This is a genomic window from Planococcus sp. CPCC 101016 (assembly GCF_007859295.1).
Lineage (GTDB): Bacteria > Bacillota > Bacilli > Bacillales_A > Planococcaceae > Planococcus.
The window spans coordinates 1,742,935-1,758,191 of sequence record NZ_VOHB01000002.1; the positions used below are offsets into that span (position 1 = coordinate 1,742,935).

The window sequence follows — 15,257 nt, forward strand, 5'->3', positions numbered from 1 at the left end:
TGAATAGGATGTATAATCCAACCGGGCTGGCCACTTCGCTTTCCGTGGGCTCAGCTTCAGCCTCCTCGTCACTGGAAAAACCCATGCTCCTGCATCGCTGCGCTAGCTTCGTCGCAAAGGCTTGTCCTTGCAAGCTTCGGCCAATGCCTTTCCTGCGGGGTCTTCAGCTTTCGTCGCTGCGCTGCTTCCAACAGGAGTCTTCGTGGCCAGCCCGGTCGGGATCGTATGGTTTCAATCAAAGGCAGAAGCCTGCTAGTCAGCTCAGGATAAATAAAGCCTGAGTAAGACTGTTAAAAAACCCTTCACTCGAGGATCCGAAGCGCAAGGCGGTGACTCCTGCGGGAAAGCGAAGTGCCGAAATCCACTCGGACGTAAGGCCGAGTTAGTTCGGCGCGAGCCCGCGGAACGCGTCCGCCTGGAGCGCAGGATCCGGTGCAAGTAAAATGAAATAAAGTTTCATTCGTTTAGTGACATATATATTCTTTTGTCTACAAGCTCAAACGACCAAACTCGTATAAGCGAGTTTGGTCGTTTTTAGATAGCAGATTGGTTTTAGTTTGTGATGCCTTGTGTATCTTTCCATTCCAGGAATTCATCATAGCCCAGTTGCTTATCAAGGATTGAACCGTCTTCGCGGATTTCAATCACGCGGTTTGCAACTGTTTGGATAAACTGATGGTCATGGGAAGTAAAGACCATCGCGCCTTTAAAGGCGATCATGCCATTATTCAATGCTTGGATCGATTCAAGGTCCAAGTGGTTTGTCGGCTCATCGAGCAAAAGGACGTTGGCGTGAGACAGCATCATTTTTGAAAGCATGCAGCGCACTTTTTCGCCCCCCGACAAAACTGAAGGTTTCTTTTTCACTTCTTCTCCAGAGAATAGCATTCTGCCGAGGAAGCCGCGCAGGAAAGTTTCGCTTTCATCTTCCGGTGAATACTGGCGCAGCCAGTCCACCAGCGACAATTCACTGCCTTCAAAATAGATGGTATTATCGATTGGCAAATAAGCGCGAGAAGTGGTAACGCCCCAGCGGATAGAACCTGCTTCCGGTTCGTCTTCTTCAGCAAGTATGCGAAGAAGAGCCGATTTAGCGAGCGGGTCGCCAATAAGAACGATTTTATCGTCTTTGTTCATATTGAAGCTGATATTGTTCAATAATTTCTTGCCATCAACTGTTTGGCTAAGATCTTTGACTGTCAAAACATCGTTGCCGATTTCACGGCCGATCGTAAAGTTAACGAATGGATATTTACGGGAAGAAGGACGGATATCATCCAATTCAATTTTATCAAGCATTTTCTTCCGTGACGTAGCTTGCTTCGACTTGGAAGCATTAGCGGAGAAACGGGCAATAAAGGCTTGAAGTTCTTTGATTTTTTCCTCTTTCTTCGAGTTCTGATCCGATGCCAAGCGTGTTGCCAATTGGCTTGATTCGTACCAGAAGTCGTAGTTCCCGACATACAGCTGAATTTTACCGAAATCAAGGTCAGCAATGTGTGTACATACTTTGTTCAGGAAATGACGGTCATGCGAAACAACGATAACGGTGTTGTCAAAGTTGATCAAAAACTCTTCCAGCCATTGGATGGCTTTCAAGTCCAGATGGTTTGTAGGCTCATCGAGCAGAAGAACATCAGGTTTACCGAACAAAGCCTGTGCCAATAGCACTTTCACTTTGTCTGAACCGGAAAGTTCAGCCATTTTCTTATCGTGTTGGTCTTCAGAAATGCCAAGACCCTGCAGCAGGATGGCCGCTTCAGATTCAGCTTCCCAACCGTTCAGTTCGGCAAACTCGCCTTCAAGTTCAGCAGCACGCATGCCGTCCTCATCAGAAAAATCTTCTTTCATGTAAATGGCATTTTTCTCGGACATGACCTCATATAATTTCTTATGGCCCATGATCACAGTTTCAAGAACAGCATGCTCTTCATATTCAAAGTGATTTTGCTTTAGTACAGCTAAGCGTTCACCAGATCCCATATAGACATTTCCGGATTGGGCTTCAAGCTCGCCGGATAGAATTTTAATGAACGTCGATTTACCGGCACCATTGGCACCAATCAATCCATAGCAATTGCCGGGGTTAAATTGAATATTTACATCTTCGAATAGTTTGCGGTCACCAAAGCGAAGACTTACATCATTTACAGCTATCATTTATACGTACCTCCTAAATTTCACAATAAGAAGAGTATACCACGAATTCCACGGAAATCGATAGCATTCGACCGTGGTCTCGGATAAACTAAAAATACAAGCTTGATTTATCTTGTTTTGCGTTCGATATAAGCTTCCAGCATGTCGAGTTCCTTGTTGAGCAAATACTCCATCTGCACATACTCGCGGCGGCCGGGAATATGTTCCGGCGTCAGGCCTTTCATCGAATAGATAAAGTAGTAGCCGCCAATCTGGCGGAATAGCACAACAACGTGCGGAAATTCATCAAAAATCGCTTTTATATTATATCGTTTCGCGTAACTCCAATTTACGAGTTTCATCAACTACCCGCCTTTCACACCTCCATTTTAAATGATAAGAGGGAGAGAACACAAGTTTGTACCATGTGCTAATTTGAAAAAAAAGCACAATAAGTTTTTTTGATGATGGTTGGTAATACAGTTGTTGAAAGCAGGGTGTTTTTTTCATTAATTCTGCAACCCATGTTGCCTTAATGCATCGCTTAAATTTAATTATGCAATTGAAGGTCCTTAAATAGAAAGAAAAAATCTTGTTTTACACTGTTTAATTCATAGGAGGAAGAGCTTGTGGCTGAAAAGCAAAAAAATCCAGCAATCGGCATGATGGTAGTGGGAATCCTGTTTGTCGCGTTAAACTTGCGGCCGGCCATATCATCCATTGGTCCGATGCTCGAACCTATTCGCGCAGATTTGAATTTAAGCAATAGCGAAGTAAGTTTACTGACGGCGGTACCCGTTTTCTGTATGGGGCTGTTTGCACCTTTGGCTGTAGTATTCGGCCGCAAATTCGGGTTGAAACGTTCAATTGCCATCTTGCTTATAGCTATCGGGCTATTCACATTGCTTAGAGGTTTTCAGCCAACTTATCCAATTTTGCTTGCCAGTGCATTTTTCATCGGTTTAGCAATTGCCATCATCAGTCCACTGTTGTCGGCGACGATTAAACGTGATTTTCCAATGCGGACTGCGGCATTGATCGGAGTCTTTTCATTCGGTATGGGTTTAGGGGCTACTTTGTCAGCCGGTTTGACGGGGGTCTTCTATACTGTAGCGGATTGGCCGCTGGCGATTGCCAGTTGGGGTTTATTGTCGATTGTAGCGCTGATAATATGGCTGCGTGTGGAACAACCGGTTGAAGTGAAGTCAGCGGAAAGCGGGCTGGAAACGATGGTTCGTGTATCACCATGGAAAACTAAGCGGGCTTGGTATATGTTGTTGTTTTTCGGCTGTCAATCGGCTTTATTCTTTTCGATGTTGACATGGCTTGCACCAATCGCCATTGAAAAAGGCATGTCCGTTTTGGCAGCCGGCGGTGTTTTGACTTTGATGTCTGCTGTACAGATTGCCGGGAATATCAGCATCCCGCTGTTTTTTAACAAATTTCCAAACCGCTTAGGCTGGATCATCACTGTTTTAGCTTTTGGTACTCTTGGGATTTTGCTATTGATGTTCGGTAATGTCGCTACAATCTGGATGGCTGCCGCCTTTATCGGGGTCGCACTGGGCGGTCTTTTTCCAATCGCTTTGTTAATGCCTCTTGATGAAACAACTTCTGCAGACGAAGCCAATAGTTGGACAGCGATGACGCAATCAGGCGGTTACATCATTTCAGCTTTTATGCCGCTGACAATCGGAATCGTCTACGATCAAACCGGCAATCACAATATTACTTTAATGATGCTACTTCTGTTTGTCATACTCATGATCGTTTTTGCAATACTGCTCAATAAAAAAGATTGAACTCATTCTTTTGGATCAGGCAGAAAAAAAGCTTTGACAATATGTGGCTGCAGCACGGCCATCCAAGACAAATACAAAGATATTAAAGGGAAGATGATGCACCAAGAAGAAATCATGGTGAATGAAAGTTCTGAGTTGGGAAAAAATGAAGTAAAATACCAATAATTATAGCTGATGGTTAAGACCATAGTTGTAATCGGGCCGATATAGACCCTTTTGGTGAGTATAGCCAATAGTAAACCAATTCCGATGACGACCATCGGAACAATCACCAACTGCATAACAACCGGGTCAATGGATTCAATGAGCTTCAATCGAGTACCTCCCTAAACTAATGTGGAAACATACTGACTCTGCAATTAGTAGTGTAGTTGTCGGAACAATCTGTCAATAAAAAAGTGTAAAAAAAGCTGACGCCTTAAGCGTCAACTTCAACCCATGTAGAGGAAAGAAATTCATCTCGGCCAGATTCTGCCCGATCATTCAAATAATGTTCAGGATTCTTCTTATAAAAGTCCTGGTGATAATCTTCAGCAGCATAGAATGGAGCTGCATTACGGATTTCTGTTACTACGGGTTTATCAAATCGTCCGCTGGCATCAAGTTGCTGTTTAGATTTTTCTGCAATCGCACGTTGGCGTTCATTGTGGACAAAAATGGATGCCCGGTAGGAAGGGCCGCGATCCTGAAATTGACCTTCGTCATCAGTAGGATCAATTTGCTGCCAAAAGATATCCAATAATTGTTCGTATGAGAAAACTTCGGGCTGGAAAGTGATTTCCACAACTTCCAAATGGCCGGTCGTACCGGACTTCACTTGTTCGTATGTAGGATTTTCTACATGTCCGCCGCTGTAGCCTGAAATCACTTGTTCAATGCCATCAAATTGATCAAATGGCTTGACCATGCACCAAAAGCAGCCGCCCGCAAATGTTGCTTTTTCTGTCATGATTTTGTCTCCTCTCAGATAGTAGATAACAAAAATCTTACCATTCCACAGCTTTTCCGACAATAAAAATGTTCTACAGCCGGTGCATTTAACATATGAGTTTTTTACCCTGTCATAAAATTGACTCGATTCAGACCGAATGTGTCCAAGCTGATTGAAAATCATGAATTGAATTCCTTAACCTATAAATTTTGTAGAAAGTCCGAAACTTAATGCCCAAATGAGCGTCTTATTGACGTAAAAGTTTAGAAAGGAGTGTGTTTAATATGGAAGAAGAATTACAGCACAACAAAAGAACAAGACGCAGAAAAAGAAGATTTCGACTGCGCGGCATCATCTTCCTGCTCCTGATCGCCCTTTTGATGATTGGGGCCTATGCATTCATACAATTTAGAAGTGGTGTCAGTCTAGCAGAAAATACGGAACAGGAACCCGTTTCCTTCGAGGAAGATGAGAGCAATAGCGATTATGAAAACATCCTGGTGCTCGGAGTCGATTCCCGAGGAGAAGAAAAATCCCGCACAGACACGATGATGCTTGTCACACACGACAAAGTCAATGACAAGGTTAAACTGACTTCATTTATGCGGGACATCTATGCGGATATTCCGGGCTATCAATCCTATAAATTAAATACAGCGTTTTATTTAGGTGGAGTTGATTTGCTGGCGGATACATTAAGAGAGATGTTCGGAGTAGAGATTCATCATTATGCAGTAATGGATTTTTCAAGTTTTGAAAACCTTGTGGATGTGGCAGCGCCGAATGGGGTGGAAATCGATGTGGAGAAAGCGATGTCTGAACATATTGGCGTTTCTCTGACACCGGGTGTCCAAAATCTAAACGGCAAAGAGCTTCTAGGCTATGCACGATTCCGTGCTGATAACGAAGGGGACTTTGGCAGGGTCCGCCGCCAGCAACAAGTCGTCGCTGCCTTGAAAGACGAAATGATCAGTGTAGCCGCTATACCGAACTATCCGAAATTAGCGGGTGCGCTGCAAGGCTATGTACAGACCGATATGCCTTTAAGCGATCAAGTAAAATTGGCAACCCAATTGGCAACCGGCGGCAGCAGTGAAGTTGAACGGCTGACACTTCCTGTAGAAGGAAGCTATAGCTATGGCAGCTACTCGCATGCGGGATCGGTTCTTGATATTAATGTCGAACAGAACAGGCAAGCATTGAGTGAATATTTGTCACAACCCCTAGACTAAATCACCAATGATTATGATAATATGAAGGTAGAAAGTCTATTCAGAAAAGGGGAAGTTTATGCAGCCAGATGACAAGCCATCTTTTTTTTCCACTAATTACATCCGCTTTTTAGGTGGGAGAAATACAGTATTCACGCTGATCTCTTTGTTATTGCTTGGATTGGTGGTATACGTTTTTAGGGAAGTATCGTTTCTCTTTCATCCAGTCAGCGTTTTTATGAAAACTGTTGTTTTGCCGATTGTCCTAGCATTAATTTTCTTCTATTTGCTGCGGCCGATATTGCGCTTACTGGAGGATTTCAAAATCCCACGCAACTGGGGAATCCTTATTATTTTCTTAGGCGTGGTCGGATTGATCACATTACTGATTGTATTGGTTTTCCCTTTTTTACGTTCGCAATTTCAAACGCTTATTGAAGAGTTTCCAACATATTTCATGCAATTACTGACAGATGTCGATGCGTTTTTAAGAACATCGTTTGTCGGCAATTACTACAGCGAATCCAACTTCACTATTGATACTTTGTTGACTACATTGCCTGGAAATATCACCGATACGCTGCAGAATACAGTCACAAGTATCATAACAGGCGTTACCGGTTTGATTTCTACTATTACTGGAGTCATTTTGTCGGTTGTCATCGTTCCGTTCATCTTGTTTTATCTATTAAAAGATGGTGAAAAGTTGCCGGAATATTTCTTGAAGCTGTTGCCGCCAAGATTTCGCGACGACACACGCGAGGTGTTCACTGAAGCGGATAAGCAACTCGGTGCCTATATACAAGGCCAATTGATTGTGGCATTTTGCATTGGGGTCATGGTTTATATCGGTTTCCTGATTATTGGAATGGATTATGCGTTATTGCTGGGAGTTTTAGCGATGGTGACGAGCATTGTTCCATATATCGGACCCGCAATAGCGATTACGCCTGCAGCGATTATCGCCTTGGTCACCTCACCTTTCATGCTGGTTAAACTTGCGATAGTGTGGACAGTAGTGCAGTTAGTGGAAGGAAACTTAATCTCTCCGCAGGTGATGGGAAAGACTTTGTTCATCCACCCGGTTACGATCATTTTTGTATTACTGACGGCAGGTTCTTTATTCGGCATAGTTGGGGTTATTCTTGGCATCCCAATGTATGCATTGCTGCGGGTATTGGTTTCTCACTTCTACAAGCTATTTAAGCGCCGCTACAACAGACATGAAACTAATTTGGAAAATCAGTACGATTATACTGAATTATGACCGTGTTTTGAAAAAGCTATATTGTGGTATATAAGAACTAACAAAAGTTGGGGGTTTCTACGTTATGAAGTTCAAGGATTTTTTATCATCTATCGGCATCGGCTCATTGAAAGTAAATACGGTTGTTGAAAGACCGCATCTCGAAGAAGGCGAGACATTGAACGGAACGGTTTATCTTGATGGTGGAGATGGAGAGCAGACCATTGATTTTATCGAACTGAATGTCGTCAGGCTTGTCGAAGATACGCGGGATGACAGCGATTTCGATTTTTACGAAACAATCGTTGCTAAACAAACGATGGAATTTGCGGGATCGGTCAAATCAAAGGATACGGTTATGCAGCAGTTCGAAATCGTTCCCGATGAACGTTGGGTTCTTGAACATCCGAAAGCAAAATTGATTTTGCGGACGATTGTTCATGTGAAAAATGGATTTAATGCAAGAGACGAAGACGATATTACTTACGGAACCATCGAGAGCTGAACTTCAGCTCTTTTTTTATGTCTAAAATCTATTAACGGCATTGCAACGAAATAAATTATTCAATACGGTTTTAACTTGAATCTTATTTCATGAAAGTCCAAATAGAAGTTATCAATAGACTTAACATTTTTTATGATTGATATTGATAATCATTCTCACTTATGTTAAGGTAAATAAGAACGATTGTTAAAGAGTTAAATGAGATTTGGAAGAAAATACAGAAAAAAATAACCGCTTGATCTCAAAATATCTCAGTAAAGGTTTTTACGTAAATTCAGGCCGTGACCCTGAATTTATGAAATGTCGAGTTTAAGCACATCAAGTAAAAAAGCTGTCGTTAGAATCTCTTTGTACTCAGAGGGAAACGAGTCAAGTGGCTGTTCGAATTTGTTCTGCTCAGCATTTTTGGAACAGCAATTGGCATGACGGCATGTTTAATTATGGATATCTTATAAACTAAACTGAAAATATACATACTTATAACTATAATAAATTTGATTGAAACTGAACTGAGGGGATAGGAGCGGAAGCAGATGAAAAAAAAGATACTTTTTCTGATACTGAGTCTTTTTGTTTCTCATCAGGCTCTGACTCAACTCCTAGATGAAAAATCAGTGACTACAGACTGTCTGAGAACAAATCAGGCAATTGAACTGGTTTTACTAAATGCAGAAGTAAAAGAAAAACAACAGACTTTAGATGTAGGAAGTGAAATGAAATTTTCTGGAATATCGGTAGCTGAGAGAAAAACTGAGGTGGTAAAAGCAGATCTGGATGAAGAAGCGGGACGTGTCAATTGGGGAACAGCAGTCATCGTTTTATGTGTTGCCTTTTGTGTATATTTGATTAATCGGAGTAAGCGGCAGGACATTGAGTAAATAAGAGCGGAACTCCGTCATACTAAAGAGAGTTAAATTGCTTTAAGTAAAAAAACCATTGTTTCTACTTGTCCTATAAGGATGAGCAGAAACAATGGTATTTTTTTAGAAAAAATGTTGGATAGTAGAATACAAACTCTTACGAGACATTAATTTCACGAGAGATCATAAATCATTTTGGCGCCTAAAGCTTTTATTTCAATTTCGGGAGATTGAGTCTTCATAAGAGTCATTTGTCTAAGCGCCGCTTTTTGAGCATCTTCGAAGTTTGAGTGATGATCGATTTTTTGTGTCGGGTGGAATTCAAATGGAACAGAAGGTGAAGATTTTATAAATAATAATATTATGTAACCTTTTAGAATAGTGGTTTCCATAAACGAATCTGGTTCAATAAGCAGTTCGTTATCAGGAAAGTAGCTGATTTTATCTTCACAAAGGATAGCTATTTTTTTTAGGATCCATAAATTTTGTTGAGTAAAAGGAGTAGTGGATTCGACGCGATTAAAGATCGTTTCTAAATCCAGTTCAAATAACGGAAACGAATAAGGAGGAGCTGATTTGAAAACAAAGTAAATTCGATTGTCCTGTTCATCTAGCAGCTGAAATCCGTTCACCTGAATTCCTCCCCAGTAAAGCGAAATATGTAACTGCTTTCATTATAATCGATAGAACGTTGTGGAACAAATGTTGTTTTTCGTTGTACATGTAAATTACTACATAAGGTTTACTCAATCAAATTCAAAACAAGTAATAACATAAAAAACGGAAATGATTAAAAACAAAGTAAAACAGCTTCAAGTAGGCAAATCCAGTTCCTTCAATAAAAAAAGAAACTCTCATTGTGAGAATTTCTTTTTTACTGATTAAAACAGTATGGAAAGCAAGGGGTTGAAAAATCGATTTTTGCATAGCTTTAACTTTTATCAGTCGAGTATGAGCTCAGGGTTCCAGACAACTTCCCATAAATGACCATCAGGATCTTGGAAATAGCCGGAGTAGCCGCCCCAAAAGGTTTCATGACCAGAGACGGTAACAACAGCTCCAGCTTTTTTTGCTTGTTCCAGCACTTTATCGACTTCTAGTTGGCTGTTGACATTATGTCCAATGGTCATTTCGGTGGGACTTGGTGGTGCTTGATGAACGTTTGCGTCATAGGAAATGTCCTGTCGTTTCCAGATGGCCAGCTGCAATCCAGGTTGAAGTTTAAAGAAAGCGACAGCTCCGTGTTCGAATTCCGTTCCGATAATTCCTTCAGTTGGAAACCCAAGGCCGTCCCGGTAAAACGATAAAGACCTTTCCAAATCATCGACACCCAGTGTTAAAACGGTCATTCTCGCTTCCATGTCATCACTCCCAGTAAAATCTATTTAGCATATCTTACCATGTTTTCAACTCAACCAACTGCCTCCTGCGCAACTTACAAACAAGATGACCAGAAAGACTCCAGACATCAGTATGTCTATGCGACCTATGCGGATTGGCCGATAAAAAGCGCTTCTCGGTTCTCCAGTGAAGCCCCGCGCTTCCATAGCGAATGCCGAACGTTCTGCCTTTCTTACAGCGCCTGCAAGCATGGGGATCAATACCTGGCGCATAGAGAGGAGCCGCTGCCAACTGTGCTTTTGCATTTTGGCACCACGCAGCCGCTGTGCTTGCTGTATTTGTATAAATTCATCTTTCATAACCGGCAGGAACTGATAGCCGACCATGACGCCATATGCCAACTTTGGAGATAGTTTCAACTGCTGCATGAGGCTTAAGATGAATTTCACGGGATCGGTTGTAAAGGCAAAGAGCAGAGACAAGGTAGAAAACGCCATGACACGGAAAGCGAGCGATAAGGCGCGGGCCCATTGTTCATCGGTTACATCTAATCCTGCAAATGACCAAATGACTGTTCCGCCAGTATCTGCGCCAAAGACAACGGTTGTCCATAAATAACCGAAGGCACCAATCGAGAAGGGCAGCATAAATAATAGCCATAGCTTCCATTTTGTACGGCTCATCGTCAGCTGAAGCAAGATGATGCTCACCCAGAACAGAAAAGGGGTCCAGGGATTGAAAAAGAATGCAATGGCCAGCATAGATAAGGTAATCAGGATAAACTTGACGGACGGATTCATGTCATGCAAAAGATTCCGCAAGAGGGGCCACTCCTTTCGGCGACAGCAGATGATGAGCTTCCATCAGCTCCGCATTGTCCCAGACCTCTTTAGCTGCGAACTTGCCGGTCATCTCTCCTTCTTTGACCAATAATACTGAATCAGCCAGGCTTGCAGCAAACTGCATATCATGGGTGATTATTAAAAATGTAGTGCCTTCTTTAGAGCGCTGGTCAATCAACTCAAACAGTTCCAAAAGCGCAGCGGCGTCTTGCCCGGAAGTTGGCTCATCCATCAACAGAACTGGCCGTTTATCGGCTAGCATGGCGCCAATCGCCACCCGGCGCTTTTGGCCATGGCTAATGGAGAATGGGTGCGCATCCTTTATCTCTACAAGCCGCAGACTTTCCATCAATTCATCGAGTTGAATTTGATTAGAAGCATTGGAATAGGCTACTTCTTTCTCAACTTGCTGCGTCAGGAACAGATACTCAGGAGACTGAGGTACATAGCCCAGACCTTCCGAATCGACAGTACCGGTCGTCCGTTTGTAAATGCCGCATAATGACTTCATCAAGGTCGACTTTCCGCTGCCGTTTGGACCGGCGATTACCACAATTTCTCCACGGTTGACGGAAAAAGAAAGCGGGGCAAGCAAGTGTTTGTCTTTGATGACAACTGATAGCTGTGCGACTTTTAAAGCTTTTGTCTGTTGGATAGCATTCTGCCGTTCTGGAAATGAAACTGCATGTTTTGATGTGAATTGCCGATCGGCTGCTAATTGTCCGTTTAAGTCCAGTTGTATTTCGCGTTCAAAAAACGATTTCCAAAGTTCCAAACGATGTTCCACTGCGATGATGGTAAGATTCGACTGCTGTTGCAAAGCTGTAAGCCAAGTAACAAATTGTTCTGCCGTGTAAGGGTCCAAATGAGATAATGGCTCATCCAGCAATAAAACTTCTGGATTCATAATTAGGGCACAGGCTGTAGCCACACGCTGTTTCATTCCACCGGATAAAGACTGAATGACAGTATTGCGCAATTTCGTCAATCCGGTAAGCTGCAATGCTTCTAGAATGCGCGGTTCCATTTCGTCAAGAGGTACGCGAAGGTTTTCCAATGTAAACGCCAATTCTTCTTCAACTGTAGGCATACAAAATTGCGAATCAGGATCTTGAAACACAGTTGCAATTCGATGATTGATTTCACCGGCTTCGTATTCATCAGCCAGTTTTTCGAACAAAGAAAGTTCACCTTCGACAATGCCGTCACAGTTCAATGGATACAGCCGATTCAGTAAGTAGAGCAACGTACTTTTGCCGCAGCCGCTCGGACCGGTTAAAACCACGCGTTCGCCCCGATGAACCTTCAGTGAAATTCCATTCAAGGTCTTCAATTCATCTTCAGGAAATTGAAACGACAAATTCTTCAGATGAAAAATTTCTTCAGGCATTCACATCACCTTTTTTCGCCCGCGCAATCGCATAACCGCGAAGCGAGCCTGTCGCAAGCAGTGCATCACCAATATACTTGCCGCCAATACCTGCAATGATGGCACCGCTGAGCACACGAATTGTGAACATCAAAGCGACAAAAGACGGATCCAGCGCTGCATAACCTGAAATGAAGTAACCGTAGATGAAGCTAAAAACAGCGGAACCGATACCAGCAAGCATGAGCACCAGTATATTGAAGTGCTTATAGCCAGTCAACGCGAATGCGGCTTCAGCGCCAAGTCCCTGAATAACACCGGAAAGAATCAGCCGGGGACCCATGGCATTGCCAATCAATACTTCAATCGCCGCTGCCATGGTTTCGGACATAAAAGCAGCGCCAGGCTTACGGATAATATACATACAGATAATTGACACGATAAACCAGATACCGAACATCCATTCATAGGCGAGCGGCCCAATGACTGCAGCCCAGATGTTGGCAGCATGGACAAACAGCAAATAAACGATGCCGAAGACTACGGCAAACAGCGACATCAATACGACTTCTTTCAGCTTCCATGATTTCAACATATTAAGCCCCCCCATGGGAAGGGCTGTTGATGCTCATTGATACGGTCATCACCAAATGACGATGTTCCTCGGAGCGAGCATTGGTGAATGCTTCTTCGTAAAAAGCGAATACATCGTGGATATCGCCGTGGATGCCGCTGGCGTAATGCATCGAATCGTTAAAGACACCCTGTTTTTTTGCACGATCCACTTCCTTGTAGATGACGGCCATGTAATCCGGATTGTTCATCGGATAAAGGGCAAACTGGGAAGAAACGTATTGTTCCGTATTATCCGTGTTTAGCAGGATGTCATCTTTATCCAAGTAGACGTCACCAGAAGAGTCACCGGGGCAGCCGATGGAAAAGGTGCCGGATAATGCGACATGCTCTCCAGTCTTTGCCGCATGCAGCGTCAGAGCTTTAGCGACGTTGAATACGTGATTCTGTTTTCCGCGTATGACGGTTGAGACGTCGTCGGTATGCATCCAAACGTTCGAGGTGTTCGTCTCGTTCAATGCTCCTTTTATTACTTTAATGAAATCGCCGGTCATCGGATGCAGCGAAAAGCGAAATCCGACAATTGGGCTGGTCCCGCATTGCAGTGGTTCCATATCAGCATTCCTCCTAAAAATTTGCACAAAAAAGACCGCATCCGCGAAGATGCAGCCATACTCTACAAATAATTTAAAAAGAATTATTTCAGAAATGCGCCGCACTTCCTCACGCAGGTATTATCCTGATCGAGTTATAAGGGATCGAAGCTTGCGCTTGCATCTCAGCCATAATGGGCACCCCTAGTGCAGAAAACGGTATGCGGTTTTTGTGTTCGGGTTGTTCCCGATGGGTTTAGTGTAGAGGAAGTGGGGGTGAATGTAAAGGGGGTTTTGAAAAGATACATGCAATAGTAATTGAAGTTGAGGTACTCGAGACGCTTTGTGGACAACGCGAACCTTTTCCGTGTCCCGGACATTGATCAAGTGAGTGGTAAAGAACTGTACAATCAAATGCTGAATGAATTTCCTGAGTGGTTGTAGGAAGCAAAGGAAAAAGGGGTTTTACGCAAGAAACGAAAAACTCTTCTGTACTTTATTTTTTCGGAGATAAGTAAATGAAAGAAGAATTATTAAAATCCCTAATGAAATCAATGGATTTCATTGGGGATTTTAGCAGTCTACGTTAATTTTGTTCGTAACCGGCATTGAACTTCTGTTTATCAATTTGTGCGGAATTTCGGTCAATTGCATGACGCGTTAAAGAGAATACTGCGCAGCCAAGAGCAATGAGCACGATAACAGCGCCAACCCATGCTGTGTTCGAGACAGAACCGGTTTGGGCCAAGGTGATGCCGCCGATTGCAGAACCGAGCGCGATGCCCACTTGCAGGGCAGAATTATTAAAACTTTGCTGAATGTCAGATGTAGCCGGATCAGTTTCAATCAGGTAGCTTTGCTGAGGCGGGGCGAGGCTCCAGCTCAGTGCTGCCCAAATGACCATCACCGGAAGGAATATAATCATTGAAAAAGTTGTCAATGGCAACAGTGCCAACACTGCTGCAAATGCTGAAATGACGATGACAATGCTTTTTTTCGAGCCAATCGAATCAGACATGGCTCCCCCAATCGCACCTCCGCTGACTGCGGCGATTCCAAAAATTAGGTAGCAGATGCTGACCCAGTATGAATTTAGCTGAAGGTTCGTTTCCAGAAAAGGAGTAAAGTAGGCATAGACTGTATAATGGCCAGCGAGCATAAACATTGTCGCAAGATGAGCGGTGCCGATTTTAGCACTCGCTACTGCTTTTAACTGCTGCTTAAGCGGAACAGCTGCACCGCCGGGAATCGGCTGGATGTAAAGCGCGATAAGAGCCATTGAGCCAACAGATAAAGCAGCGATGCCAAGAAAAATAACACGCCATCCGAATGCTTCTGATATGAGAATCCCAAGCGGTACACCAAGGACCAGAGATGAACTGATTCCCATAAAGATAAGTCCAATTGCTTTTGCCCGGTATGGCGGGGCAACAATTTTTGCAGCGATGGTCAATGACAAAACTACAATAAGTGCCGTGCTGGCGGCGGTAATGACACGGGCGATCATCATCCACGTATAGTCTGGGCTGAAGAAAGTTAAAATGTTTCCAAAAAAGAAAATAGCTAAGGCGATCAAATACACTTTTTTGCGGTCGTAGTTGCTGGTTGCGACGAGCAACACAGGACCGGAAATAGCATAGATGATAGCAAACAACGTGATCAGCTGACCCGCTGAGCTTAGGGAGACATCAAATTCCTCGGCGATTGTCGGCAAAATGCCGCCGACAATAAGTTCCACAAGACCAACGGCAACTGTGGACAGTGCTAAAATATATACTTTTAAATTCATGAGCGTGTACGCTTCCTTTCCTGAGTAAAGTAATAAAAAAATGGCCATAAAGATCT

General features: G+C 43.2%; 17 protein-coding genes and 1 riboswitch. Of the genes, 6 read left to right on the top strand and 11 right to left on the bottom strand.

Translation table 11 applies throughout. The features are described from left to right. Positions 1-552 precede the first annotated feature (552 nt). Positions 553-2,160, bottom strand: a complete 1,608-nt coding sequence (locus FQV26_RS08205) for an ABC-F family ATP-binding cassette domain-containing protein (protein WP_146557004.1) — start codon at positions 2,158-2,160, stop codon at positions 553-555. Between the two features lie 107 nt (positions 2,161-2,267). Further along, the gene (locus FQV26_RS08210) at positions 2,268-2,501 is read right to left on the bottom strand and encodes a hypothetical protein (protein ID WP_146557005.1); all 234 of its coding nucleotides are present in this window, start codon (positions 2,499-2,501) and stop codon (positions 2,268-2,270) included. 267 nt (positions 2,502-2,768) lie between these two features. On the opposite strand from FQV26_RS08210, the gene FQV26_RS08215 reads away from it, so the two are divergent. Next, positions 2,769-3,941 carry an MFS transporter gene (locus tag FQV26_RS08215; protein ID WP_146557006.1) on the top strand — a complete coding sequence of 391 codons (1,173 nt, stop codon included), beginning with the start codon at positions 2,769-2,771 and terminating at the stop codon, positions 3,939-3,941. A 2-nt stretch (positions 3,942-3,943) separates the two neighbouring features. On the opposite strand, the gene FQV26_RS08220 is transcribed toward FQV26_RS08215, so the two are convergent. Together FQV26_RS08220 and msrA are read right to left on the bottom strand one after the other, a co-directional pair. After that, complete coding sequence (locus FQV26_RS08220; RefSeq protein WP_146557007.1) at positions 3,944-4,255, bottom strand: hypothetical protein; 312 nt, start codon at positions 4,253-4,255, stop codon at positions 3,944-3,946. Positions 4,256-4,359: 104 nt separating this feature from the next. Beyond that, the gene (msrA, locus tag FQV26_RS08225) at positions 4,360-4,890 is read right to left on the bottom strand and encodes a peptide-methionine (S)-S-oxide reductase MsrA (RefSeq protein ID WP_146557008.1); all 531 of its coding nucleotides are present in this window, start codon (positions 4,888-4,890) and stop codon (positions 4,360-4,362) included. 266 nt (positions 4,891-5,156) lie between these two features. Between msrA and FQV26_RS08230 the strand changes: the two genes are divergently transcribed. The 4 genes from FQV26_RS08230 (at position 5,157) to FQV26_RS08245 (ending at position 8,712) form a co-directional block, all read left to right on the top strand. Next, positions 5,157-6,104 (top strand): LCP family protein, encoded by a 948-nt coding sequence (locus FQV26_RS08230; protein WP_146557009.1) that lies wholly within the window; start codon positions 5,157-5,159, stop codon positions 6,102-6,104. A gap of 58 nt (positions 6,105-6,162) precedes the next feature. Next, positions 6,163-7,350: an AI-2E family transporter gene (locus tag FQV26_RS08235; RefSeq protein ID WP_146557010.1), complete on the top strand. Its 1,188-nt coding sequence runs from the start codon at positions 6,163-6,165 to the stop codon at positions 7,348-7,350. A gap of 64 nt (positions 7,351-7,414) precedes the next feature. Continuing rightward, positions 7,415-7,834: a sporulation protein gene (locus tag FQV26_RS08240; protein ID WP_146557011.1), complete on the top strand. Its 420-nt coding sequence runs from the start codon at positions 7,415-7,417 to the stop codon at positions 7,832-7,834. A 533-nt stretch (positions 7,835-8,367) separates the two neighbouring features. Then, on the top strand, positions 8,368-8,712 hold the full coding sequence (locus FQV26_RS08245; protein ID WP_146557012.1) for a hypothetical protein: 345 nt from the start codon (positions 8,368-8,370) through the stop codon (positions 8,710-8,712). A 155-nt stretch (positions 8,713-8,867) separates the two neighbouring features. On the opposite strand, the gene FQV26_RS08250 is transcribed toward FQV26_RS08245, so the two are convergent. The 6 genes from FQV26_RS08250 to FQV26_RS08275 all read right to left on the bottom strand — a co-directional run bounded on the left by FQV26_RS08250 (position 8,868) and on the right by FQV26_RS08275 (position 13,433). Further along, positions 8,868-9,326, bottom strand: a complete 459-nt coding sequence (locus FQV26_RS08250; RefSeq protein ID WP_146557013.1) for a hypothetical protein — start codon at positions 9,324-9,326, stop codon at positions 8,868-8,870. 309 nt (positions 9,327-9,635) lie between these two features. Beyond that, positions 9,636-10,055 carry a VOC family protein gene (locus FQV26_RS08255; RefSeq protein WP_146557014.1) on the bottom strand — a complete coding sequence of 140 codons (420 nt, stop codon included), beginning with the start codon at positions 10,053-10,055 and terminating at the stop codon, positions 9,636-9,638. 45 nt (positions 10,056-10,100) lie between these two features. Then, complete coding sequence (locus FQV26_RS08260; RefSeq protein ID WP_146557015.1) at positions 10,101-10,856, bottom strand: energy-coupling factor transporter transmembrane component T family protein; 756 nt, start codon at positions 10,854-10,856, stop codon at positions 10,101-10,103. After that, a complete protein-coding gene (locus FQV26_RS08265; RefSeq protein ID WP_146557016.1) occupies positions 10,837-12,267 on the bottom strand; it encodes an ABC transporter ATP-binding protein in 1,431 nt (476 codons plus the stop codon). The genes FQV26_RS08260 and FQV26_RS08265 overlap by 20 nt, the downstream gene beginning before the upstream one ends. Next, complete coding sequence (locus FQV26_RS08270) at positions 12,260-12,841, bottom strand: ECF transporter S component (protein ID WP_146557017.1); 582 nt, start codon at positions 12,839-12,841, stop codon at positions 12,260-12,262. The genes FQV26_RS08265 and FQV26_RS08270 overlap by 8 nt, the downstream gene beginning before the upstream one ends. A 1-nt stretch (position 12,842) precedes the next feature. Next, positions 12,843-13,433: a YkoF family thiamine/hydroxymethylpyrimidine-binding protein gene (locus FQV26_RS08275; RefSeq protein WP_146557018.1), complete on the bottom strand. Its 591-nt coding sequence runs from the start codon at positions 13,431-13,433 to the stop codon at positions 12,843-12,845. Positions 13,434-13,522: 89 nt separating this feature from the next. Then, a riboswitch (TPP riboswitch) is annotated at positions 13,523-13,628 on the bottom strand. A gap of 129 nt (positions 13,629-13,757) precedes the next feature. On the opposite strand from FQV26_RS08275, the gene FQV26_RS08280 reads away from it, so the two are divergent. Then, positions 13,758-13,856 carry a VWA domain-containing protein gene (locus tag FQV26_RS08280; protein WP_261384283.1) on the top strand — a complete coding sequence of 33 codons (99 nt, stop codon included), beginning with the start codon at positions 13,758-13,760 and terminating at the stop codon, positions 13,854-13,856. A 142-nt stretch (positions 13,857-13,998) separates the two neighbouring features. Here FQV26_RS08280 and FQV26_RS08285 read toward each other — a convergent pair whose 3' ends face one another. Further along, on the bottom strand, positions 13,999-15,201 hold the full coding sequence (locus FQV26_RS08285; RefSeq protein ID WP_146557020.1) for an MFS transporter: 1,203 nt from the start codon (positions 15,199-15,201) through the stop codon (positions 13,999-14,001). Positions 15,202-15,257 lie beyond the last annotated feature (56 nt).